Annotated in this window: 19 protein-coding genes and 4 pseudogenes; 19 read left to right on the top strand and 4 right to left on the bottom strand. The window is 51.4% G+C overall.

What is annotated here, in order from left to right; all coding sequences use genetic code 11:
- Positions 1-22: 22 nt before the first annotated feature.
- Positions 23-187: a hypothetical protein gene (locus KQP84_RS15795; RefSeq protein ID WP_215847244.1), complete on the top strand. Its 165-nt coding sequence runs from the start codon at positions 23-25 to the stop codon at positions 185-187.
- Between the two features lie 159 nt (positions 188-346).
- The gene (gene ompX, locus KQP84_RS15790; protein ID WP_215847243.1) at positions 347-859 is read left to right on the top strand and encodes an outer membrane protein OmpX; all 513 of its coding nucleotides are present in this window, start codon (positions 347-349) and stop codon (positions 857-859) included.
- 304 nt (positions 860-1,163) lie between these two features.
- On the opposite strand, the gene KQP84_RS15785 is transcribed toward ompX, so the two are convergent.
- The gene (locus KQP84_RS15785) at positions 1,164-1,355 is read right to left on the bottom strand and encodes a hypothetical protein (protein ID WP_215847242.1); all 192 of its coding nucleotides are present in this window, start codon (positions 1,353-1,355) and stop codon (positions 1,164-1,166) included.
- Positions 1,356-1,622: 267 nt separating this feature from the next.
- Between KQP84_RS15785 and mntR the strand changes: the two genes are divergently transcribed.
- The 8 genes and pseudogenes from mntR (at position 1,623) to KQP84_RS15745 (ending at position 10,959) form a co-directional block, all read left to right on the top strand.
- Positions 1,623-2,081: a manganese-binding transcriptional regulator MntR gene (mntR, locus tag KQP84_RS15780; RefSeq protein ID WP_215847241.1), complete on the top strand. Its 459-nt coding sequence runs from the start codon at positions 1,623-1,625 to the stop codon at positions 2,079-2,081.
- Between the two features lie 21 nt (positions 2,082-2,102).
- Entirely contained in the window at positions 2,103-3,212 is a 1,110-nt protein-coding gene (locus KQP84_RS15775) for an SLC13 family permease (RefSeq protein WP_215847240.1), read from the top strand.
- Between the two features lie 141 nt (positions 3,213-3,353).
- Positions 3,354-4,505, top strand: a complete 1,152-nt coding sequence (locus KQP84_RS15770; protein ID WP_370661505.1) for an HlyD family secretion protein — start codon at positions 3,354-3,356, stop codon at positions 4,503-4,505.
- Entirely contained in the window at positions 4,502-6,070 is a 1,569-nt protein-coding gene (locus tag KQP84_RS15765) for a DHA2 family efflux MFS transporter permease subunit (RefSeq protein WP_215847238.1), read from the top strand. Before KQP84_RS15770 ends, KQP84_RS15765 begins: the two co-directional genes overlap by 4 nt.
- Before the next feature lie 10 nt (positions 6,071-6,080).
- A pseudogene (locus KQP84_RS15760) lies at positions 6,081-7,602 on the top strand (efflux transporter outer membrane subunit).
- Positions 7,603-7,679: 77 nt separating this feature from the next.
- Positions 7,680-7,865, top strand: a complete 186-nt coding sequence (locus KQP84_RS26240; protein ID WP_370661504.1) for an MFS transporter — start codon at positions 7,680-7,682, stop codon at positions 7,863-7,865.
- Positions 7,866-8,787: 922 nt separating this feature from the next.
- Entirely contained in the window at positions 8,788-9,189 is a 402-nt protein-coding gene (locus KQP84_RS15750) for an H-NS family histone-like protein (RefSeq protein ID WP_215847236.1), read from the top strand.
- A gap of 177 nt (positions 9,190-9,366) precedes the next feature.
- Complete coding sequence (locus KQP84_RS15745; protein WP_215847235.1) at positions 9,367-10,959, top strand: ABC-F family ATPase; 1,593 nt, start codon at positions 9,367-9,369, stop codon at positions 10,957-10,959.
- A gap of 40 nt (positions 10,960-10,999) precedes the next feature.
- On the opposite strand, the gene moeB is transcribed toward KQP84_RS15745, so the two are convergent.
- On the bottom strand, positions 11,000-11,755 hold the full coding sequence (moeB, locus tag KQP84_RS15740; RefSeq protein ID WP_215847234.1) for a molybdopterin-synthase adenylyltransferase MoeB: 756 nt from the start codon (positions 11,753-11,755) through the stop codon (positions 11,000-11,002).
- A pseudogene (gene moeA / locus KQP84_RS15735) lies at positions 11,756-12,989 on the bottom strand (molybdopterin molybdotransferase MoeA). It abuts the gene before it with no gap.
- Positions 12,990-13,215: 226 nt separating this feature from the next.
- Here moeA and KQP84_RS15730 point away from each other — a divergent pair.
- From KQP84_RS15730 to KQP84_RS15685, 9 genes and pseudogenes are all read left to right on the top strand, one after another.
- Positions 13,216-14,181: an isoaspartyl peptidase/L-asparaginase family protein gene (locus tag KQP84_RS15730; RefSeq protein WP_215847233.1), complete on the top strand. Its 966-nt coding sequence runs from the start codon at positions 13,216-13,218 to the stop codon at positions 14,179-14,181.
- Between the two features lie 9 nt (positions 14,182-14,190).
- Positions 14,191-16,046 (top strand): annotated as a pseudogene (locus tag KQP84_RS26405) (dipeptide ABC transporter ATP-binding protein).
- Positions 16,047-16,118: 72 nt separating this feature from the next.
- Positions 16,119-17,654 (top strand): glutathione ABC transporter substrate-binding protein GsiB, encoded by a 1,536-nt coding sequence (gsiB, locus tag KQP84_RS15715; protein WP_215847231.1) that lies wholly within the window; start codon positions 16,119-16,121, stop codon positions 17,652-17,654.
- Positions 17,655-17,702: 48 nt separating this feature from the next.
- Positions 17,703-18,632 carry a glutathione ABC transporter permease GsiC gene (gsiC, locus tag KQP84_RS15710; protein ID WP_215847230.1) on the top strand — a complete coding sequence of 310 codons (930 nt, stop codon included), beginning with the start codon at positions 17,703-17,705 and terminating at the stop codon, positions 18,630-18,632.
- Positions 18,629-19,533, top strand: a pseudogene (gene gsiD / locus KQP84_RS15705) (glutathione ABC transporter permease GsiD). Before gsiC ends, gsiD begins: the two are co-directional and overlap by 4 nt.
- Positions 19,530-19,979: a DUF4385 domain-containing protein gene (locus KQP84_RS15700; protein ID WP_215847229.1), complete on the top strand. Its 450-nt coding sequence runs from the start codon at positions 19,530-19,532 to the stop codon at positions 19,977-19,979. The pseudogene gsiD and the gene KQP84_RS15700 overlap by 4 nt, the downstream one beginning before the upstream one ends.
- 289 nt (positions 19,980-20,268) lie before the next feature.
- On the top strand, positions 20,269-20,904 hold the full coding sequence (locus KQP84_RS15695; protein WP_215847228.1) for a carbonic anhydrase: 636 nt from the start codon (positions 20,269-20,271) through the stop codon (positions 20,902-20,904).
- Positions 20,905-21,042: 138 nt separating this feature from the next.
- Complete coding sequence (locus KQP84_RS15690) at positions 21,043-21,699, top strand: DUF3313 domain-containing protein (RefSeq protein ID WP_215847227.1); 657 nt, start codon at positions 21,043-21,045, stop codon at positions 21,697-21,699.
- 112 nt (positions 21,700-21,811) lie between these two features.
- Positions 21,812-22,948 carry a PQQ-dependent sugar dehydrogenase gene (locus KQP84_RS15685; RefSeq protein ID WP_215847226.1) on the top strand — a complete coding sequence of 379 codons (1,137 nt, stop codon included), beginning with the start codon at positions 21,812-21,814 and terminating at the stop codon, positions 22,946-22,948.
- Here KQP84_RS15685 and KQP84_RS15680 read toward each other — a convergent pair whose 3' ends face one another.
- On the bottom strand, positions 22,949-23,605 hold the full coding sequence (locus tag KQP84_RS15680; protein ID WP_215847225.1) for an HAD family hydrolase: 657 nt from the start codon (positions 23,603-23,605) through the stop codon (positions 22,949-22,951).
- Positions 23,606-23,784 lie beyond the last annotated feature (179 nt).

The following is a 23,784-nucleotide window of genomic DNA, read 5'->3' as shown; positions in this document are numbered from 1 at the left end:
TACTTAACAAGTGCACAGTGTAATGGAATTTATGGGCAAAAGAGACGATGGCGCGTGGTTTAAATTTGGTTTAACTGCGCATGAATTGCGCAATTTCAGCGCCAATTTAGTAAAGAAACGTCAGGATTTTTTAGGATTTTACTTAAAGCGGAAATTAAAAGACGAAAAGTTTATTGCAGAAAAATGATGGTTTTTATAAGAAAAAAGAATGACATAGGATCGTGCATTAACGTCCTGTTACACCAAACTTTCTGTTAGACAATAAAATCTGGGCAGAGTTTCTCGCTATTTTTTGTTATATTTTCAGCGTTGTCAGGAGAGTAGTACTTTCACATTTGAGGTGGTTATGAAAAAAATTGCATGTCTTTCAGCACTGGCCTGTGTTCTGGCTGTATCCGCAGGTTCCGCAATGGCGCAAAGCACTGTATCTGGTGGCTATGCGCAGAGCGATTATCAGGGCGTTGCTAACAAAGCTAACGGCTTCAACCTGAAATACCGCTACGAAGACGGTTCTAACCCACTGGGTTGGATCGGTTCTTTCACTTACACCGAGAAAGATCGTACCGAAGCTGGCGTTTATAACAAAGGCCAATACTACGGCATTACCGGTGGTCCTGCTTTCCGTCTGAACGACTGGGCAAGCATCTACGGTGTTGTTGGTCTCGGCTACGGTAAGTTCGAGCAGAACACTACCGCATCACGCGACAAATCTGATTCAAGCGACGTAGGTTTCTCTTACGGCGCAGGTATGCAGTTCAACCCAATCGAAAACGTTGCACTGGACGTGGGCTACGAGCAGAGCCGCATCCGTAACGTTGACGTTGGCACCTGGATTGCTGGCGTAGGTTACAGCTTCTAAGTTCAGCTTAGACTGCCTATTCCAAAACGGCCCTTAATGGGCCGTTTTTTCGTTTCTGCACTTCCTCGTCTTTTCTCACCTTATTCATTGACCTTTCCCACCATCATTGAGTCAGGCGCGCACTTTTTCGACTCAGAAATGCACTGCGCTTTCCAGATTCGGATGAACATTTAAACGGATGGTTGAACAACGCAATGTCGCAGATTAAAAGGGCACAAACTAACGAAGCGAGCGCGGTCGAAGGGGAGTTAACAAGATTGGTAGCCCTTCAGCATTAATGTGAAAGGCTTAAAATGCGGGATGTTTAGCCGCGCCAGATCAGGTTTTGGCAGCGACGATTGTCAGTTTTTTTACCGAGCAATTTTTCGATCAACATCAGACGAAGCGTAAAAGGGGAACGCGTCAGCAGGCACAACCAGGATTTGATATCCACGGACGTTGTTTTTTCAGCCTGGAAGCATTTGCTGCAATCTAAACAGCTTTTTAGGGTGCTCATAGAATCACCTCCCAATGAATGTTGACGCAAAAGTAAGCAGAGATCGTCAATTAAGCTTAGAACAACAGCAATGATGAAAAAGGATCTTGCACGATCTTCACTGGCTGACCAGCGTTGCTGCTTACATTATCGACAAATATAGCATTGGCTATATCCTTTAGCCAATGCTAATTAGGAAAAATTTGAGCTTCTTTGCACCTGGTTTACAATGAGCGCAGCTAATCCGTAGTGCAGGTTGAATACGGATAATAATAAAGAGGAAGTTGAATGAGTCGTCGTGCTAAAAGCGTGGTTTCTGCCCCGCAAGGACCACTAAAAGATATTGAAGAGCATGTCGAAGGTTTTCGGCAGGTGCGTGAAGCGCATCGCCGTGAACTTATTGATGACTACGTTGAGCTAATCTCTGATTTGATTGGTGAATTTGGCGAAGCGCGTCAGGTTGATATGGCTGCGCGCCTCGGTGTCTCACAGCCGACGGTGGCGAAAATGCTGAAGCGCCTGAGCATCGCCGGTTTGGTTGAGCAGGTTCCTTATCGCGGCGTGTTCTTAACCAGTGAAGGCGAAAAGCTGGCGGAAGAGAGTCGTGCACGCCATTACATTGTTGAAACCTTCTTGTTAGCGCTGGGCATTAGTCCAGAAACCGCGCGCCGCGACTCTGAAGGCATTGAGCATCACGTCAGTGATGAAACGCTGGCCGTTTTCCAGAAATTCTACGAAAATCGCTAACCTTTAAGGCGAACGGCCAACATGCCCACTCTTTTTCGCTCCTTTTTGCATGACCGAATTTTGCATCTGCTGTTAATCATTGGAGCGATCTTGCTGTTTCTGGCCAACTTTCGTTGGTCAGACCTGCCTGGCGCCGTGGACTGGCATACCATTATTACGCTGACAGGATTGTTGATCCTGACAAAGGGATTAGAAGTCAGCGGCTATTTTGATGTGCTAGGCGAGCGATTAATCAGCCGTTTTAAGCATGAGCGGGCATTGGCCTTGTTTATGGTGTTAGCCGCGGCGCTGCTTTCTACCTTTCTGACGAACGATGTTGCACTGTTTATTTTGGTGCCGCTAACGTTAACGCTACGAAAATTCTCTCGCTTACCCCTTTCACGTTTAATCATTTTTGAAGCGTTGGCGGTCAATGCTGGCTCGTTGCTAACGCCGGTCGGTAATCCGCAAAATATTTTGCTATGGAGCCACGGTTCTCTCAGCGTGGCGGGATTTATCGGGCAGATGTTTCCCTTGGCGGCCTGGCTGCTGCTGAGCCTGGTTGCATTGACCTGGTGGAGCTTTTCAACGCGAGAAATACAAAAACATCAAAATAATGAAACGCATCAATGGCGGAAGCCGCTGTTTGCGGTGAGCGTCTTGCTGTATGTGCTGTTTATTGCCGCGTTGGAATGGCATCTCACTGGCTGGGCACTCCTGTTGATTGTGCTGTGCTTTTTAATCATGGCGCGCCCGGTTTTGCTCAATATCGACTGGAGCTTGCTGGCAGTTTTTATCGCCATGTTTGTTGACGTCTATTTACTCACGCGCTTGCCCGTTTTACAGGCGCATTTCGATGCGATTACGCATCTTGGCGACGGCGCGCTTTACTTGCTGGCTATCGCGTTATCACAAGTTATTAGCAACGTACCGGCGACTATTCTGCTGCTGCAAAAAGTGCCTTCTTCAGAGGTACTCGCATGGGCAGTAAATATCGGTGGCTTCGGTCTGCTGCCTGGTTCTCTTGCCAATTTGATTGCCTTGCGCATGGCAAAAGATCGCCGCGTTTGGTGGCGCTTTCATCTCTTTTCCCTGCCATTGCTCGCCTGGGCAATGTTGAGCGGCTGGCTGCTGCTGCGCCTGATTTCCTGACATCATTTCGTCCTGCTAATGAATTAATTGGCAGGACGTGCGTCTTTCATCAAGTTATGTAAAGTTGCACTGGAATTTGTCAGTTTCCCATCTAAGGTTAATTTGACCTTTTATGCCCGGGAATTAGGGCCTTAGCCAGTGATGGGAACTATGAGCGAGAAAGATCAACGCGAGCCACGCCAGGAAGACGCTGATAACGCGGCGGATAAAAACAGTCAGTCACAAGAAAACCAGAATAACGATGAACCCGAACGTAAACGCCCCGGTAAAAAACCGCTGATTATTTTAGCGATTATCGTTGTGGTGATGCTGATCGTCGGCTTCTATTTCTGGTTTAGTACTCGCAATGAAGAGACCACTGACGATGCCTTTACCGAAGGTGATGCGGTCACTATTGCGCCCAAAGCCTCAGGTTATGTCGTCAAACTGTTGGTAAAAGATAACCAGCGGGTGAAAAAGGGTGATTTGCTGGTTGAGATTGATCCCAGTGATACCAGTGCGCAGCGCGATCAGGCTAAAGCCCAGCTTGGCTTAGCGCAGGCACAATTACATCAGGCGCAGGCGCAACTGGCGCTGTCTCGCGTTCAATATCCGGCGCAGCGCGATCAGGCGTTAGCCGATCAAGCCAAAGCGCAGGCAAATATGATGAATGCCCAAGCCGATTATCGTCGTCAGCGCGGTGTTGATCCGCGTGCGACCAGCCAACGCAATATTGATACAGCGAATGCGCAACTGCGTTCCGCACAGGCACAACTGCAAAGTGCCAAAGCACAAGTTGAAGTGGCCTCTCAAGTTGCGTTGCAAATTCGGCAGCAGGAAACCAATGTCGAAGCGCGTCAGCAACAGGTTGAACAGGCTAAAGCGCAACTCAACACGGCAGAGTTAAACCTTTCATACACCCAGGTTCGCGCACCTTACGACGGATTCGTGACGAAACGTAATGTTCAGGTCGGTACGCTGGTACAGGCTGGCAGCTCGCTTTTCTCGCTGGTGTCAGCCGACATCTGGATTACTGCCAACTTTAAAGAGTCGCAACTTGAGCGCATGAACCCAGGCGATAAAGTGGCGATCACTGTCGATGCCTGGCCAGACATGAAGCTGGAAGGGCATGTCGACAGTATTCAAATGGGCTCCGGCTCGCGCTTCTCGACCTTCCCGTCGGAAAATGCCACCGGCAACTACGTAAAAATTGTTCAACGCGTACCGGTGAAAATCGTTATTGACCACGGTTTAGATCCCAACCATCCGCTGCCGCTGGGTCTGTCGGTTGAACCGAAGGTGACGGTGGAATGAGCCCAACGCAGAGCTGGAAACCCGCCAGTAATCCGTGGCTAGTTGCCATCACGGTTACGCTGGCGGTGTTTATGGAGATCCTTGACACCACGATCGTCAACGTAGCGTTGCCGCACATCGCGGGTTCGCTCTCTTCCAGCTACGATGAGTCAACCTGGGTGTTGACCTCGTATCTGGTGGCAAACGGCATTGTGCTGCCCATCTCTGCCTTTTTCAGTCGCCTGTTTGGCCGCAAGCAGTTCTTCTTGATCTGCATTGTGATGTTCACCATCTGCTCATTCCTGTGCGGTATCGCCACCGAACTGTGGCAAATCATTCTGTTCCGCGTATTACAGGGGTTTTTCGGCGGAGGCTTGCAGCCGGTGCAGCAATCGGTGCTACTTGACTACTTCAAGCCGGAAGATCGCGGCAAAGCCTTTGGTCTCTCCTCTATCGCCATCATTGTTGCGCCAGTGATCGGGCCAACGCTTGGTGGCTGGATTACGGATAACTACAGCTGGCGCTGGGTATTTTTCATCAATATTCCGGTAGGAATTTTAACCGTAATGGCGATCTATCAACTGCTGGAAGATCCGCCGTGGGAACGCAAGTGGGCTAAAGGTCGCCTGAAGATCGACTACATTGGCATATCACTGATTACCCTCGGGCTTGGCTGTTTACAGGTGATGCTGGATCGCGGTGAAGATGAAGACTGGTTTTCTTCAAACTTCATTGTGTTGTTTGCCATTTTGGCGGTTATCGGCATTGTTGGCGCGGTTTACTGGCTGATGTATGCGCGTAAACCGGTGGTCGACATCCTGGTGATGAAGGATCGTAACTTTTGGGTGGCGGGTTTATTGATGGCGGGTATGGCGATGATCCTGTACGGCAGTTCGGTAGTATTACCGCAGCTGGCACAGCAGGATTTGGGTTATACCGCAACCTGGTCTGGCTTGGTGTTATCGCCGGGCGCCGTGTTGATCGTGATGACCATTCCGCTGGTGCTTAAGCTGATGCCGATCGTGCAGACGCGCTATATCATCGCCTTTGGTTTTAGCTGTCTTGCCGTGGCGTTTTTCTATTCGGCAACCTTAACGCCGAATGTCGATTTTACCACGCTGGTGTTGATGCGTAGTGCTCAGTCAATTGGCCTGGGTTTCTTGTTTGTTCCTTTGACCACCATCGCTTTTGTCACCATTCCGCAACGACTGAATGCCGATGCCTCCGCGCTGTTTACCATGTTTCGCAATGTGGCAGGATCGATTGGGATCTCACTTTCTACCGCGGCTATCACCGAGCGTGAACAGGTGCGGTCGGCGCACATGGTGCACAACATGACACCGCTCAATGAGCCGTTCAATCTTACCGTGCAGCATTGGGCGCAGGCGATCCGTGACTTTACGTCGGCTGTTGGCGATCCGATCACCTTAGCCACCGGGCAGCTTTATCAAGAGATGATTGCCCAGTCGCGCATCCTCGCTTATATCGACGTCTTTTCAGGTTTGAGCATCGTCGCCCTGATATTGATTCCATTTTGTTGGCTGCTGTCGCCGATTAAAAGCGAAGGCAGTGCAGGAGCACACTGACATGAAGTTTATGTTTTCTCGCGGCCTCAAACCGTTGAGCTTATTAACACTGGCAATGTGGCTGGCAGGTTGCGCCGTTGGGCCCGATTATCAGGCACCGAAACCGCAAATGCCGGGCGGTTACAACTCGCTGGAATCACAAGAAGCCTCTAAACCGCGATCGTCAGCGATCAACGCCCGTTGGTGGCGCAGCTTCAATGATCCGCAACTCGACAGCCTGATTGCGCGTGCCATTGAAGGCAACCTGACGCTGCAACAGGCAGTGCTGCGCATTGCGGGCGCTCGACAACAGCTGGCGCAAGCGCAGGGCGGTTTGTTTCCAGCCTGAACGGTTCAGCCAAAATGACGCGTCAGCAGCCAGGACTTGAGGGCCTGTTGAAGTCAAATGGCGCTTACGATCAGCTTGATAGTGATGTTACCAGCCAGCTGAATAGTCTGACGCAGCCGGTTAATCTCTATCAAGGCAGTTTTGATGCCAGCTGGGAGCTTGATTTATGGGGCAGGGTACGACGTCAGGTTGAGGCAGCGAACGCACAGACGCAGGCAGCGATTGAGCAGCGTAATGATGCGTTAGTGTCGTTAGAAGCTGAAGTGGCGCGTGCCTGGCTGCAACTGCGCGGCGCGCAATCGACGGTGCAGACGCTACAGCAGCAGATCGATGTTGCCCAGCAAACCGTAGAGTTGACGCAAAGTCAGCAACGTAACGGCTTAGCACCCGTGACCGATGTGGAAAATGCGCACGCTCAGCTCAGTACGCTGCAGGCGCAGCTGCCGCAATATCAGGCTCAGGCGCGTCAAGCGATGAACGGCTTAGCCGTGTTATTGGGTAAAACGCCGGGCGCGTTGGATGCAGAACTCAATACGCCAAAAGCGCTGCCAACGCTGCCGCAAATTGTTTCAGTCGGCATTCCATCCACACTGGCTCGTCGTCGACCAGATATACGTCAGGCTGAAGCCACGCTACACGCGCAGACGGCCAATATTGGCGTCTCGGTAGCCCAACTCTTTCCGAGCCTGTCATTAACCGGTCAGCTGGGTGTACGTAACACCGATGTTAGCTATTTAGATAACTGGAGCAGCCATTTCTACAGCTATGGGCCCTCGCTGTCGATTCCAATTTTCCAGGGCGGTCAGTTGGTTTCTAGTGTGAAATTGGCGCGCGCGCAGCAAGCCAGCGCAGCACTCGATTATCGCCAAACGGTACTGACCGCATTGCAAGATGTGGAGAACGCGCTGGTAAGTTACCGCGCCGACCAGCAGCGTGTCACCGCGCTGGATGAAACCACGGGTGCGCTGCAACGTGCGTTTGACCTTGCCAGCGACAGTTATCGCCAAGGTCTGTCGACATTCCTTGACGTACTGGATGCACAGCGCCAACTGGCGCAAGCGCAGGAGCAGGCGACGCAAGCGAGGATGCAAAGCGGATTAGACTTAGTCGCCTTGTATAAAGCCTTGGGGGTGGTTGGGAAACGTATCAGAACGTTACGTTGCCGCAATATGATGTGTTTGGCCCCGCAACCCAGGTAAATTAATCACCCTTCACCTCTCACTTTCATCGTTTTTGGAAGCGCGGCTGTGATGAAAATACGTTTCATCACAGCCCGCTGACCTGTCGGCCACACGCGAGATCGGGTTTCATCCCGAACACATGATTGGCATGGGCATCGCGGCCATTCAGGCGTTTACCGGCGTTAAAATCCGAATTTATTACGCGCCAGTGTTGTTAAAAGCGGCGGATATGAGCGATAGCGTATTCTTATTTAACACCCTTACCACGGCGCTATTTCTGTTTTAATGGCGTTAGTCAGTATTTAGCTGTTGGAAAAAACAGCTCGCTGTACCCCGACAAAGGTGGGGAAATGGGATGGCATGGCTTGCTTATTATTTATCAACAACGCTGGCTATTTAATGCCGGAGCAGCGAATGGCTAGCCGGATGTTTTGTGCAGTGAAAGGGGATTATTGCGTATGCTTATGTCTCATCGCTTTCATCAAGGCGTGCTTTCACCGGTGAGATGATTGCTGTTTTAGAAATTCTTCCTACGCGCCTGGGTTATGGATGGCGCAGTATTTGCCATAGGGACAGCGAATTTCATTAATTCACTGATGTTTCCTGTTTTACTGGCGAGCGCAGGGCTGTCTGATCTCTTTTTTATCTGTATCGCGAGCGCGTATAGCAGGCCATTTTTGTGATTTTGTGTCTTTCTGAAACACATAACCGACGCCTGGAACAGAGGAAAGATTATTTGCATGATGGGTTATCATCCGATGAAGTATCACAAGCATTAACCTCTGTAATTAAAAAAACGCCAACGTGAAGAATTCGTAAGGGTTATAAAAATTTGATTTATTAAGCCGCTTTTTTAAAGCAGTGGCTTGTAGAACCTTCTGGTTGAGATCGTGGTTTAGTCCCCGTTAAAACCCGTGCGCCAACGTCTGCGGGAATAATCCTGTTACCTTTTTATGAATTTGTTTAAAAGCTATCAGGAAGAATTTCTGAAATGCTCTCGCCTGAAATCGATTCCAGAGTTTGGGGTTAACACCACGAGACTGTTAATTCTACGTTAATAAAGCCCATAAAATGAGGTGATAAAAAAAGCGTAGCGATTTAAATTAGCGCTCAGAATAATCTGTAGCGTAAAATTAATTTATTTTTTATTTGAATTAGGTAATCTTAACGCTACAGTTTTAATTACCCCCTCAATCAAGGACATTGTGATGAGTGACGCATTTAAAGTTCTGAACAACATTCGCACATTACGTGCCCAGGCTCGTGAACTGCCGCTGACTGACCTGGAAGAAATTCTCGAGAAATTAACCGTTGTTGTGACCGAACGTCGCGAAGAAGCAGAAGCGGAAGAGACTCAAAATCGCGAAAAAGAAGAAAAGCTCTCTAAATATCGCGAAATGCTGTTGGCAGACGGCATTGACCCAAATGAATTATTAGGCGCTCTGGAGCCAGGTAAAAAACGTTCTAAGCGTGCTCCGCGTCCAGCAAAATATTCTTATACCGATGAAAACGGTGAAACCAAATCATGGACCGGCCAAGGCCGTACACCAGCAGCGATTAAAAAAGCATTGGATTCAGGCAAGAGCCTGGACAGTTTCCTGATCGATTAATCAACACGATCCTTGTATGCGGGAGCCGAGGGCCAATATTGGCGCCTCGGCTTTTTTATTTACACCTGTTTATCAACTACTCTGCTTAGCCCGCACGCCTTGCGCTGGCGTGCGCTACATCACATCTGGCATAATAGCCGCCGTTTTTTCATCCACTTCTTCACAAAGGTCAATGCCGTGTTAGTTAGCAGCAATATCACCATGCAGTTTGGCAGCAAGCCACTGTTCGAGAACATCTCCGTTAAATTTGGCGGCGGTAATCGTTACGGTTTAATCGGTGCGAACGGCAGCGGTAAATCCACCTTCATGAAGATTCTGGGTGGCGATCTGGTGCCAAGCGGCGGAAATGTTTCTTACGATCCGAATGAACGTATCGGTAAGTTACGCCAGGATCAGTTCGCCTTTGAACAATATAGTGTGCTCGATACCGTTATCATGGGTCACCATGAATTATGGGAAGTTAAAGAAGAACGCGATCGTATATATGCTTTGCCAGAAATGAGCGAAGAAGATGGCTATAAAGTCGCAGACCTTGAAGTGCTTTACGGTGAAATGGATGGTTACAGTGCGGAATCACGTGCCGGAGAGTTATTACTCGGTGTAGGTATTCCAGTTGAGCAGCATTATGGTCCGATGAGCGAAATTGCACCGGGCTTTAAATTACGCGTGTTGTTGGCGCAGGCGCTGTTCTCTAATCCGGATATTTTGTTGCTGGACGAACCGACCAACAACCTGGATATCGACACCATCCGCTGGCTGGAGCAGGTTCTTAACGAACGCGACAGCACCATGATTATCATTTCGCATGACCGTCACTTTTTGAATATGGTCTGTACGCATATGGCGGATTTAGACTACGGCGAACTCCGTGTTTATTCGGGCAACTATGACGAATATATGACCGCAGCCACTCAGGCCCGCGAACGTCTGTTATCGGATAATGCCAAGAAAAAAGCACAAATTGCCGATCTGCAATCATTTGTTAGCCGCTTTAGCGCCAACGCCTCTAAATCGCGCCAGGCAACTTCACGTGCGAAACAGATGGATAAAATTAAGCTGGATGAAGTAAAAGCCTCCAGCCGACAGAACCCGTTTATTCGTTTTGAACAAGATAAAAAATTGTTCCGTAATGCGCTCGAAGTTGAAGCGATTACCAAAGGTTTTGATAACGGTCCGCTGTTTAAAAATTTAAACCTGATGCTTGAAGTCGGCGAGAAATTAGCGGTGCTGGGTGCCAACGGTATCGGTAAATCGACTTTACTGAAAACGCTGGTGGGCGAATTGACGCCGGAAAGCGGCAACGTTAAATGGTCAGAAAATGCGCGCATCGGTTATTACGCTCAGGATCATGCCGAAGATTTTGCAAATGATCTCACCGTGTTTGACTGGATGAGCCAGTGGAAACAGCAAGGTGATGACGAGCAAGTCATTCGTGGCATTTTGGGCCGCCTGCTGTTTTCTCAGGATGATATTAAGAAGCCAGCTAAAGTGCTTTCCGGTGGTGAAAAGGGACGCATGCTGTTCGGTAAGTTAATGTTGGAAAAACCGAACATCCTGATTATGGATGAACCCACCAACCACCTTGATATGGAATCCATTGAATCGCTGAATATGGCGTTGGAAATGTATGAGGGGACGTTGATTTTCGTTTCACATGACCGTGAATTTGTCAGCTCGCTGGCAACTCGCGTCATGGAAATGAAAGAAGATCGCATCGTGGACTTCACCGGTAACTACGAAGATTACCTGCGCAGTCAGGGCATCGTCTAAAAAAACGGGGTAGCGCTGGCTACCCCGTTTTTTCTCTTCGCTATTTGTCGCCACACACTTCGCAGTGCGCATCCTGCGCCACCTTCATGCTGCGGAATTCTGCACTCATGGCATCGTACATTAATAAGCGAGATGTTGCGGGCGTGCCGTAGTGTGTCAGCAGTTTAATCGCTTCCATTGCTTGCATAGCTCCAATCACACCCACCAGCGGGGCCATGACGCCAGCTTCTACGCAGCTTAATGTCTGCTCGCCAAAAAGGCGGCTAATGCAGCGATAGCAGGGCGTATTCGGCTGCCAGGTAAACACGCTGATTTGGCCTTCCATACGAATCGCTGCACCGGAAACCAGCGGCACGCGCTGCTGACGGCATAAGCGGTTTAGCTGCTCGCGCACCTGAACGTTATCGGTGCAGTCCAGCACCACATGATGCGTGGCGATCAACGTGCGCATCGCTTCATCCTCTAGCCGCGTGCTGACGGTATTCACCTGGCAATGTGGATTAATCATCGCCAGACTTTGCGCAGCAGATTCCACTTTGGCGTAACCAATATCTGCATCATGGTGCAATATTTGCCGTTGCAGGTTTGAGAGCGACACCGTGTCGAAATCAAGCAACGTCAGGCTTCCTACGCCCGCTGCGGCTAAATAGGGCGCAGCGGCACAGCCTAATCCCCCTAAACCTACCACCAACGCACGGCTGGCTTTGAGTTGCTCTTGGCCGTCGAAATCGAAACCACGCAACACAATTTGTCGGTTATAGCGCAGCATTTCTTCGTCGCTTAACTCGGGCAGCATTTACCCCTCCAGCAGCGCGTTGAACGGTTCAATTTCAACCCATTCACCCGCTTCAACATTCTCACGCTCTCGCTCCAGAACAATAAAGCAGTTGGCCTGTGCGAAGGAGCTAAAAACATGTGAACCTTGTGGCCCGGTGGAATGCACTTCTAATTCGCCCTGATCGTTACGACGGTAGAAGCCGCGCTGGAAATCGAGGCGGCCCGGCGTTTTTTCAGGCGTGTTGCCGCACGGACTTTTTGACGCGGCGGCAGCGCAGATTTTTCTGGCCCGTTAGCGTGGCGAGCAGCGGCACAACCAGCTGGTAAAATGTTACCGCAGCGGAGACCGGATTGCCTGGCAATCCACAAAACCAGCTGTTAGCCAGGCGACCAAAAGCAAACGGTTTGCCGGGTTTGATGGCCAGCTTCCAGAAAGTAATAGCGCCTAACTCTTCCAGCATGGTTTTGGTGAAATCAGCTTCACCGACAGAAACACCGCCGGTGCTGATCACCACATCGGCCTGTCGATCGGCTTCTTCAAAGGCAGCACGCAGCGCGTTGGGATCATCTTTAATAATGCCGAGATCGATAACTTCACAGCCCAACTTTTTCAGCATTAAAGAGACGGTAAATCGATTGGTGTCGTAGATTTGGCCTGCTGCCAAGGGATGACCTACCGGCTGTAATTCATCACCGGTTGAAAAAACCGCAACGCGAAGTTTACGCAACACGCTGACCTCTGCAATGCCCAGCGAGGCCAGCAGCGGTAATTCCGCAGCACCTAACCTGACGCCCGCCGCAAGCACGCCTGTGCCTGCACGAATGTCATCACCAATCAGGCGAATGTTCTGGCCCGCGTTCACCGGCGCGTTAAAAATAATCGCGTCGTCGCGCTGTTCGGTCTCTTCCTGCATCACCACCGCTTCACAACCTGCGGGAACCGGCGCGCCGGTCATGATGCGGATGACGCTGCCTGCGGGCCAACTGCCTGTAAAGGGCGCCCCGGCAAACGCTTTTCCTGCGACAGGCAGCGGAATACCTCTGTTGATATCAGCGAGGCGCACGGCGTAACCATCCATCGCGGCGTTATCAAAAGGCGGCACATCAATAGGCGAGGTCACGGCGCGAGCGGTAATACGTCCTGCGGCTTCGGTCAGTGGCACACTGAGTGAATCGGTAATGGGCGTCAGCTGCGCCAGCATTTTTTCCTGAGCTTCCTCAAGGGAGATCAATCCTGCGGTAAAGCTTTCCATTGGGTATCAACCTGGGTTATCGCATTTGCTGCTTATTATGGTGGCATTTGCGCAAGGAGTCACATCTGCTGCAACGGTATAAGCCACAATAAAAGGTTATGACTGTTGAGACAGTTTCCGCTTTACAACCCTTAGCAGGCTTTCTATAGTCAAAAACGACTAAAAATGGCTGAAAACCATTCTAAATCAGTGTTTTTCCATCTGATGCAACGACAGGGTAAGCGTTATGGTAACAGCAGTTATCGCCATTCACGGTGGTGCAGGCGCGATTACGCGTGCCGCGATGAGCGCAGAAAAAGAACAACTATATCGTCAGGCATTAACCGATATCGTTACGCGTGGACAACAGATGTTAGAGCAGGGCGCCAGCGCATTGGATACGGTGACGGAAGCGGTACGTCTGCTGGAAGAGTGTCCGCTTTTCAATGCGGGCAAAGGCGCGGTTTTTACCCATCAAGGCACGCATGAACTCGACGCCAGCGTAATGGATGGCCGCACGCTGGAAGCCGGTGCAGTCGCGGGCGTCACGCGCATTCGAAATCCTGTACTGGCTGCACGCGCAGTGCTGGAAGCGAGCCCGCACGTGCTGTTTATCGGTGAAGGCGCCGAGCAGTTTGCCGCATCACAAGGCATTGAGCAGGTTGAACCTGATTATTTCTCCACACCTGAGCGCTGGGAACAGCTGCAACGTGCGCTAAACAGCGATCAGATGGTGCTTGATCATGATGGTGAAGCACAACGTCACAGTGATGATCCGCTCGACCCCGATCGCAAATTTGGTACGGTTGGCGCGGTGGCACTGGATCTCGAAGGGAATCTTGCTGCTGCGACATCCACCGGCGGCATGACCAATAAACAAGCCGGACGCGTGGGTGATTCCCCGCTGCCAGGTGCCGGTTGCTACGCTGACAACGACAGCGTGGCGGTTTCTTGCACCGGCACAGGCGAAGTCTTTATCCGTACGCTGGCCGCCTACGATGTTGCCGCGCAAATGCGCTACGGTGGACGCAGCCTGCAGCAGGCTACTGTGAGTGTTATTCACGATAAAGTACTGGAAATGGGTGGAAGCGGCGGTCTTATCGCTATCGATCATGCAGGGAATGTCGCGCTGCCGTTTAACAGTGAAGGCATGTATCGCGGATTTGCGCGGGTAGGTGAAGCCGCTGAGGTGGCGATCTACCGCGAAAGCTAAGGAGCATGCATGACTGAGCGGAAAACGATGCCGCCAATGGCACCGGATCAGGTGTTAGCGGTGCGCGATTTAAATGTGCGCTTTCGTCACGAAGGCAAGGTAACGGAAGCTGTGCGTCACCTTTCACTTGATCTTCATCGCGGTGAAACCTTGGCTTTAGTGGGGGAATCGGGTTCGGGTAAATCAGTCACTTCGCTGGCCTTAATGCGTTTAATTGAGCAGACCGGCGGAGAAGTCAGCGGCGAAATTCAGCTGCGGCGTCGCAACGGCGACGTGCTGAATATTACGCACGCCTCATCCCGCCAGATGCGACGCGTACGTGGCGCCGATATGGCGATGATTTTTCAGGAGCCGATGACGTCGCTTAATCCGGTGTTTTCGGTCGGCGAACAGATAGCCGAATCGATCCGCTTACATCAGGGCAAAACGCACAGCCAGGCGCTGGCTGAAGCGCGCCATATGCTGGATTTAGTGCGTATTCCTGACGCGCAAAACGTGTTAACCCGTTTTCCCCATCAACTCTCCGGCGGCATGCGTCAGCGTGTGATGATCGCCATGGCGCTGTCGTGTAAACCCGCGTTGCTGATTGCGGATGAACCCACTACCGCGCTTGATGTCACTATTCAGGCGCAAATCCTGCAACTGATCCGTGTGCTACAAAAAGAGATGCAGATGGGCGTCATTTTCATCACGCATGACATGGGCGTGGTGGCTGAAATGGCCGATCGCGTACAGGTGATGTATCGCGGTGATGTGGTAGAAAATGCGCCGGTCGAGCAGCTATTTAGCGCGCCGCAGCAGCCTTACACACAAGCATTACTGGCGGCGGTGCCCAAACTCGGCTCAATGAGCGGACTCAGCTTACCGGCTAAATTTCCGCTGCTGCACAGTGAAAACAGTGAAGAGGCGCCGCAAGATACGGTTCGCCGCGCCGACCCCCTATTTTGCAGGTGCGTGATTTAGTGACCCGGTTTGATATTCGTGGCGGCTTATTAAATCGGGTGAAAAGTCGAGTACATGCCGTGGAGAAAGTCAGTTTTGATCTCTTTGCCGGCGAAACGTTGGCGCTGGTGGGCGAATCGGGCTGTGGTAAATCCACCACCGGACGCTCATTGCTGCGTCTGGTCGCCAGCCAGGGCGGCACTATCACCTTTAATGGTCAACGCATTGATGATTTATCCGGTCAGGCGCTGGCGCATTTACGCCGCGATATCCAATTCATTTTTCAGGATCCTTACGCCTCGCTCGACCCGCGCCTGACGGTGGGTTTTTCCATTATGGAGCCGTTGCTGGTGCATAACGTCATGCCGCGCCGCGAAGCGGAGCAGCGCGTCGCCTGGCTGCTGGAAAAGGTGGGTTTGCTGCCGGAACATGCGCAGCGCTATCCGCATGAATTTTCTGGTGGCCAACGCCAGCGTATTTGTATTGCTCGTGCGCTGGCGCTTAATCCAAAAGTGGTGATTGCTGATGAATCGGTATCGGCACTCGACGTATCAATTCAAGCGCAAATCATCAATCTCATGCTCGACCTACAGCGCGAATTTGGCATCGCCTTCTTGTTCATTTCCCACGATATGGCGGTGGTGGAACGCATCAGTCATCGCGTGGCGGTGATGTATCTTGGCCAAATTGTTGAGATGGGCCCGCGTCAGGCGGTGTTTGAACAGCCGCAGCATCCTTATACCAAAAAGCTAATGGCGGCGGTGCCTGTCGCCGATCCGGCGCATCGTCGTCGCGAGCGAGCATTGATGGTAGATGAAATTCCTAGCCCAATCCGTTCATTGGGTGATGAACCAGAAGTGGCTCCGCTGATGGAAGTGGCACCGGGCCATTTTGTTGCCCGTCATGTTATCAGCGTGGCCTGAGTACCATGATCAAAGAATGATGAAAGCACGCCGCTTCGGCGGCTAACCAGACAGGGATTACAGGAGAGTAAGATGCACATTACGATGCGTAAAGGGTTACTGGCAGCGGGCGTGTTGAGTAGCGTAATGACGCTGCCTGCCTGGGCGGCACAAGATGCGGTGATTGCTGTTGCATCCAATTTCACCACCATGGATCCGTACGATGCCAACGACACATTGTCGCAGGCGGTAGCGAAATCGTTCTATCAAGGTCTGTTTGGCTTTGATAAAGAGATGAAGCTCAATAATGTGCTGGCTGAAAGTTATCAAGCCAGCGCTGATGGTTTGACTTATACCATCAAGCTGCGCTCTGGCATCAAATTCCAGGATGGCACAGACTTCAACGCCGAAGCCGTTAAGGTGAACCTCGATCGCGCCAGCAATCCTGATAATCACCTGAAACGCTATAACCTGTTTAAATATATCGCGACCACCGAAGTGGTGGATCCCACCACGGTTAAAGTCACCCTCAAGCAACCGTTCTCAGCCTTTATCAACAATCTTGCTCACCCGGCGGCGGCAATGATTTCGCCGACGGCGTTGAAAAAATATGGCAAGGAGATCGGTTTTCATCCAGTAGGCACCGGCCCGTTTGAGTTCGTGACCTGGAATCAGACCGACTTTGTGAAGGTGAAGAAGTGGGACGGATACTGGAAAAAGGGCTATCCGAAACTCGACAGCATTACCTGGCGTCCGGTCGTAGATAACAATACCCGCGCGGCGATGCTGCAAACGGGCGAAGCCAACTTCGCTTTCCCGGTGCCCTATGAGCAGGCCAAACTGCTGGAGAAAAACGCCAAGCTGGATGTCGTCACCACGCCATCGATTATGCAGCGTTACATCAGTCTCAACGTCACGCAGAAACCGTTTGATAACCCGAAAGTACGTGAAGCGCTGGAATATGCCATTAATCGCGACGCGCTGGCAAAAGTTGCGTTTGCCGGTTATGCCACGCCAGCCACCGGTATCGTGCCGCCAAGCATCGATTTTGCCCAAAAATATCCCGCCATTCAGTACAATCCGGCGAAAGCCCGTGAACTGCTGAAGGAAGCGGGTTATCCCAACGGTTTTGAAACGACATTGTGGTCTTCTCATAACCACAGCACTGCGCAGAAAGTATTACAGTTTACTCAGCAGCAGCTGGCGCAGGTCGGCGTGAAAGTAAAAGTCACGGCAATGGATGCGGGCCAGCGTGCCGCTGAAGTTGAAAGCAAAGGCCAGAAAGAAAGCGGTGTGCGCATGTTCTACACCGGCTGGTCCGCCTCAACGGGTGAAGCGGACTGGGCATTGACGCCGTTGTTCGCTACTGCTGCCTGGCCGCCAGCCATTTTTAATACCGCGTTTTACAGTAATCCGCAGGTCGATAAAGATCTGGCTGATGCGCTGAAAACCACCGATCGCGAGCAAAAAGCCAAATTCTATAAAGACGCGCAGGATAGCATTTGGAATGACCATCCATGGATCCCGCTGGTGGTTGAGCAGCTGGTGTCAGCGAACAGCAAAAACCTCACCGGTTTTTACGTTATGCCTGACACCTCATTCAATTTTGATGAGGCCAGCCTGAAGTAACGGAGCAGGCCAGCCTTGTTGGCTGGCCGCTATTGCGCAGGATGTTGCATGTTTAATTATTTTCTAAAACGCTTATTGGGCCTGATTCCCACGCTGCTGATTGTTGCGGTGCTGGTTTTCCTGTTTGTTCATCTGCTGCCGGGCGATCCGGCACGCTTGATTGCTGGCCCCGAAGCGGATGCCTCGGTGGTGGCGCTGGTACGTCAGGAGCTGGGATTGGATCTCCCGCTGCCTCAGCAGTTTTGGCATTTTATTCTCAACGCTCTGCAGGGTGATTTCGGCCAGTCGATGGTGTCGAAACGACCGGTAGCCGATGAGATCGCTTCACGTTTTATGCCGACACTGTGGTTAACGCTGGCCAGCATGATTTGGGCGGTGATTTTCGGCATGACTATCGGCATTGTTTCAGCGGTATGGCGTAACCGCTGGCCCGATCGCATTGGTATGACGCTGGCGGTTTCCGGCATCTCGTTTCCCGCCTTTGCGCTTGGCATGTTGCTGATGCAGGTCTTCTCGGTTGAGCTTGGCTGGTTGCCAACCGTGGGAGCCGACAGCTGGCAGCACTATATTTTGCCATCAATCACCTTAGGGGCTGCGGTAGCGGCGGTGATGGCGCGCTTTACCCGCGCCTCCTTTGTTGAAGTGATGCAGGAAGATTACATGCGTACCGCTCGCGCCAAAGGGGTACGTGAATCGCTGGTGGTGGTGAAACACGGCCTACGTAACGCCATGATCCCGGTGGTTACTATGATGGGGCTGCAGTTTGGCTTTCTACTCGGCGGGTCGATTGTGGTGGAAGTAGTGTTCAACTGGCCGGGATTGGGCCGCTTGCTGGTGGATTCAGTGGCAATGCGCGATTATCCGGTGATTCAGGCCGAAGTCTTGCTGTTCTCGCTGGAATTCATATTGATCAATCTGTTTGTTGACATGCTCTACGCGGTCATCAATCCAGCCATTCGCTTTAAGGAATCGCGATGAAAAACTGGCGACGCGAAGCGGCACTGAAAACCATGCCGCTGATGACGGAAAATCGGGTACGTACGCCGTGGGGGAATTCTGGCGACGCTTTAAGCGCCAACCGGTCGCGTTATTGGCGGGGCTGTTCGTCGTGATATTAATCGTGCTGGCGTTTATCGCCCCTTACATCGCCCCCTTTGATGCTGAAAACTATTTTGACTACGACCGGCTGAATGAAGGGCCATCGTTAATGCACTGGTTTGGCGTGGATTCATTGGGCCGGGATATCTTCAGCCGCGTGCTGGTGGGCACACGCATCTCACTGATTGCGGGTTTCTTCTCTGTGGCGATAGGTGCCCTGATTGGCACGCTGTTTGGCTTGCTGGCAGGTTATTACGAAGGCTGGTGGGATCGTATTACCATGCGCGTCTGCGACGTGTTGTTTGCCTTTCCCGGTATTTTGCTGGCGATTGCGGTAGTCGCGATCATGGGCAGCGGCATGAGCAACGTGATCGTTGCGGTCGCCATTTTTAGTATCCCGGCCTTTGCCCGTTTGGTGCGTGGCAATACGCTGGTACTCAAACATCAAACCTATATTGAGTCGGCACGCAGTATTGGTGCGTCTGACTGGACGATCTTGATGCGTCACGTGCTACCGGGTACGGTATCACCGATTGTGGTCTACTTTACCATGCGCATCGGGACCTCCATTATCACCGCCGCCAGCCTCTCGTTCCTGGGTTTGGGCGCGCAGCCACCGACACCAGAATGGGGTGCCATGCTCAATGAGGCGCGAGCCGATATGGTGATTGCGCCGCACGTTGCCCTCTTTCCGAGTCTTGCGATCTTCCTCACCGTTTTAGCCTTTAATTTACTGGGTGACGGGCTGCGTGATGCACTCGATCCTAAACTAAAGACATGAAACCTTTCGATTACGATCAAGACTTCAGCACCATCGACTTTCGCAAACACCCGGAGCTCTACCAGGTGGGACGCGGTGAGCAGGGCGTGCTGATGGTCCAGCCCTATAAAGGCGAAATTTTACCGCACTGGCGTTTTCGTACCGTGCCGATTGCTGAAGAGTCAGCCGCAAAAATTATGCAGCTGTTCGAGGCGTATCGTGCGCAAGATGATTTTGTTGGCATGGATATGGCGCGCAAGTTTATTCAAATGGGCTACACCCGCGCTCGCCGCTACAGCAATCATCAAGGTGGACGCAAATATGATGCAGAAGGCAAAGAGTTGCCGCGCGGCGTCAATGAAGAAAAAGCCGCAGCGGCAGCGGTCTTCAAAACGTATTGGGATCGTCTTCGGGGTGACGAGGATTATCTAACGCGCAAAAAAGCACACCAACAAAAATATGGCTAATGCACTCAACGCGTTAATAAATCTGACTTTCATTCTCCGCCGAGTAGAGGTTCTACTGCGAGCGTGAAGGCTTGCACTGTTTCCAGTAAATCGCTGGCGGGAAGGTAACAAATGAAAATGCCGCCCGGTTTGCAAGGTTACGTAAAAAACGCAAAGGTTGTGTTTAGATTGGACGTTTGCTTAAATTCGCGGTTGATATTTGCCTGTTACGCTTAATAATAAACAGGCAAATCAACACTGAAGGCGCGTTTCCTTCAGGTGACGAAGTGGATAATGAGAGAGCTAAATAATGAAAGAGATCGTTAATGGATTTCTGAGTTTCCAACAGAATGTGTTTCCTGAAAGGAAGGATCTTTTCAAAAGCCTGGCGTCGAATCAAAATCCGAAAGCGCTGTTTATTTCCTGTTCTGATAGCCGACTGGTGCCGGAACTGGTGACTCAGCAAGAACCAGGACAGCTGTTCGTTATCCGTAATGCGGGCAATATCGTGCCGTCATTCGGTCCTGAACCGGGCGGTGTCTCAGCAACTATCGAATATGCTGTCGTGGCGCTCGGCGTAACCGACATCATTATTTGTGGTCACTCTAACTGCGGCGCCATGAATGCCATCGCATCCTGTCAGTGCATGGATACGATGCCCGCGGTTAAACACTGGCTGCAATATGCCGATGCGGCAAAAGCGGTAGTGGAAGAGCGTCAATATGATACGCCAGAGAAAAAGCTGAACGAAATGGTGAAAGAGAACGTTATTGCTCAGCTCAATAACATGAAAACCCATCCTTCCGTTGCGGTAGCGTTGCGTAAAGGCGCACTGCGTCTGCACGGTTGGGTTTACGATATTGAAAGCGGATTAATCATTGCGCTGACTGAAGGTGGAAAGCAGTTTATTTCGCTGGCCGATAATCCAGAGACGTGTTTCGAATAATTTTTTCAATCCGCCGCGTTTGTGGCGGATTTTCTGCTATTGAGTTCGCATAACCCCTCAAAAATTCGACATTTTACAGCAAGGCGGATTTGGCTTAACTATTCTCTTGTAAGCCTTCCTTACAAAAGAGAATTCGCTATGCGTAAATCTTCGGTTGCTGCTTTACTCGCGGTTTCATCATTGCTTCTTGCCGGTTGTACGTCTCACGTTGCTGATAAAGAGCAATATTCTGGATTCTTGGGTGATTACAGCCAGTTAAAACCGGCTGAATCTGTCAGCGGTGAGCAAACGCTGCGCTGGATTTCACCCGATTACCAAAAGGGTAATTTTAAAAATGCCCATTACACGCCGGTAATTTACTATCCAGCGGCGCATCCCTCTCAGCGTATTAGCCAGCAAACACTGGATGAAATTCGTAACTACACCGATATTCAGCTAAAAGGGGCTATCGCCACCCATTGGCCGCTGGTTGCGAGCAAAAGTTCGCAAACTTTAATGGTACGTGCGGCGATTACCGCAGTGAATGCCGAGAACAAAGGCATGCAGTTCTATGAAGTGGTACCGGTTGCGGCCGTTGTTGCCAGCACCATGGCGGCCACCGGTCATCGCACGCAAAACAGTATGCTGTTCCTCGAACTTGAAGCGACCGATGCAACCGGTAAGCCGATGATTCGGGTTGTGCGTAAAGCCTTTGGTAAAACCGTCAATAACAGCACGACGGCCATTACCTTTGCCGATCTCAAACCGGGTATCGACAAAATGATCCGTGACGCGGTAAGTTTCACTACGCCGTAATCGCCCATGGCGGCAGATGCCTGTCGCCATCCTTAATCTTTTGTAAATCCTCAACATCATCCTGCCTGGGCTGTCTACGCTTAACAGCATCGTATCCAGCCAGGAGAATTTCATGGTTCGTTTCCCTGTCGCGTTGGCTCTCAGCGGCGCGTTACTCTGTTCCTTTTCTTCCTTAGCGGCGGACTTGCACGTGCAGGTTCTGCAAGAAAAACTCGATCACCCCTGGTCGCTGGCATTTCTGCCCGATAACCAAACCCTGTTGATCACCGAACGTTCCGGCCAGTTGCGTAGCTGGCAACCCGGTAGCGGTCTATCCGAGCCGATTCAGGGTGTGCCGAAAGTCTGGGCGCAGCGTCAAAGCGGCTTGCTGGACGTGGTGCTGGCACCCGATTTCGCACAAAGCCGACGCGTCTGGTTGAGTTATACCGAAGCCAACAGCAGCGGCAAGGCGGGTGCGGTGGTCGGATATGGCACGCTGAGCGAGGATAATCGTCAACTCAGCGATTTCCGTGAAGTGATTCGGCAGACACCCATGCTCTCTCGCGGCAATAACATCGGCACGCGGCTGGCGTTTGATCGTCAGGGTTTTCTTTGGATAGCGTTTGGCGATAATTTTGCCAGCAGCACCGCGCAGGATCTCGACAAGCTGCAAGGGAAATTACTGCGCCTGAACAGTGATGGTAGCGTACCGAAAGATAATCCCTTTATTGACCGTGACGGTGCGCGACCAGAAATTTGGGCCTACGGTCTGCGTAATCCACAAGGACTGGCGCTCAATCCATGGACTCAGGAAATGTGGGAGAGCGAGCATGGCCCGCGCGGCGGCGATGAAGTAAACATTCCTGAGAAGGGAAAAAATTATGGCTGGCCGCTGGCCACTTATGGCGTTGACTACAGTGGTTCGAAAGTGCCGGAATCAAAAGGAACGCATGCCGATGGCACGGAGCAGCCGGTGTTTCACTGGAAGGTTTCGCCTGCGCTCAGCGGGATGGCATTTTACAACAGTGCCCGTTTCCCGCAGTGGAAAAACTCGCTGTTTATCGGCTCATTGAAAGAGAAAAATCTGATTCGCCTGCGGGTTAACGGCGAGAAAGTCGTCGAGGAGCAGAGATTGTTAGAGGATCGCAATGAGCGCATTCGCGATGTGCGTCAGGGACCGGATGGCTATCTTTATGTGCTTACTGATGAAGCTAACGGCAAACTGCTCAAGGTGGGATTAGCGCAGGACGCCACGGCGTCCCGCGGATAATTACCTTGCCCAGTGACAGACTTCCCAGCCCCGGCTCATTGCCTCCTGATGCAGCAATGCGTCGGGGTTGATCACATGCGCATGATCGGCCTGTGCCAGCAACGGCAGGTCATTCATGGAGTCGCTGTAAGCCCAGGTTCGCTCAAACGCTTCGCCTTCCTGTAATGCCTTCCAGTCCGTTAGACGTGTCACTTTGCCATCTTTGTAGGTCATGGTGCCGTAGGTTTGGCCGCTGTAGCGGTCGTTTACAACTTCCACTCCAATTGCCAACGCGCCATAAGCACCCAAACGCTCGGCGATGGGGATGACTAAGTGTTCGCCACTGGCCGAGATAATCATCACTTTATCGCCGCGCTGTTGATGCCATTCTATGCGTTCACGCGCTGCTGGAAACACACGTGGCATGATATCGCGATGAATAAAGCGACGCACCCAACCTTCGACTGTTAAGGTGGCCATACCCGCCAGCGGTGCCAGCGTTTTGTTCATGTATTCTTCGATAGAAAGCGTGCCAGCGTAATATTGCGTCATCAACTGCTGCTCTTCGGCTATAAGGTCACTGGATGCGAATCCTTGCGAGACCAGCCAACGCAGCCACAAGCTGGTGCTGTCTTCGCAAATAAGCGTTTCATCGAGATCAAACAGGGCTAGGTCCATGGCATTCTCCTCAGGCTGACTCAAGTCAGGTTAGCTGAATTTTGTGACGGTCTTAACTGTTCTGAGAAAAATCGGAATTTCACGCAGTTTTTAAGAGAGAACGTTTATGAGAGGAAAGCGTGTTAGACAAAGAGTTTGTAAAAGAGTCAGCGGAAGAAGGGGCGCATGGCGTGAATGCC

The sequence above is a fragment of the Candidatus Pantoea bituminis genome (assembly GCF_018842675.1).
In the GTDB taxonomy this organism is placed as follows: Bacteria; Pseudomonadota; Gammaproteobacteria; order Enterobacterales; family Enterobacteriaceae; genus Pantoea; species Pantoea phytostimulans.
The sequence above is the reverse complement of the archived record's forward strand: the minus strand, read 5'-3'. Positions and strand labels throughout refer to the sequence as shown.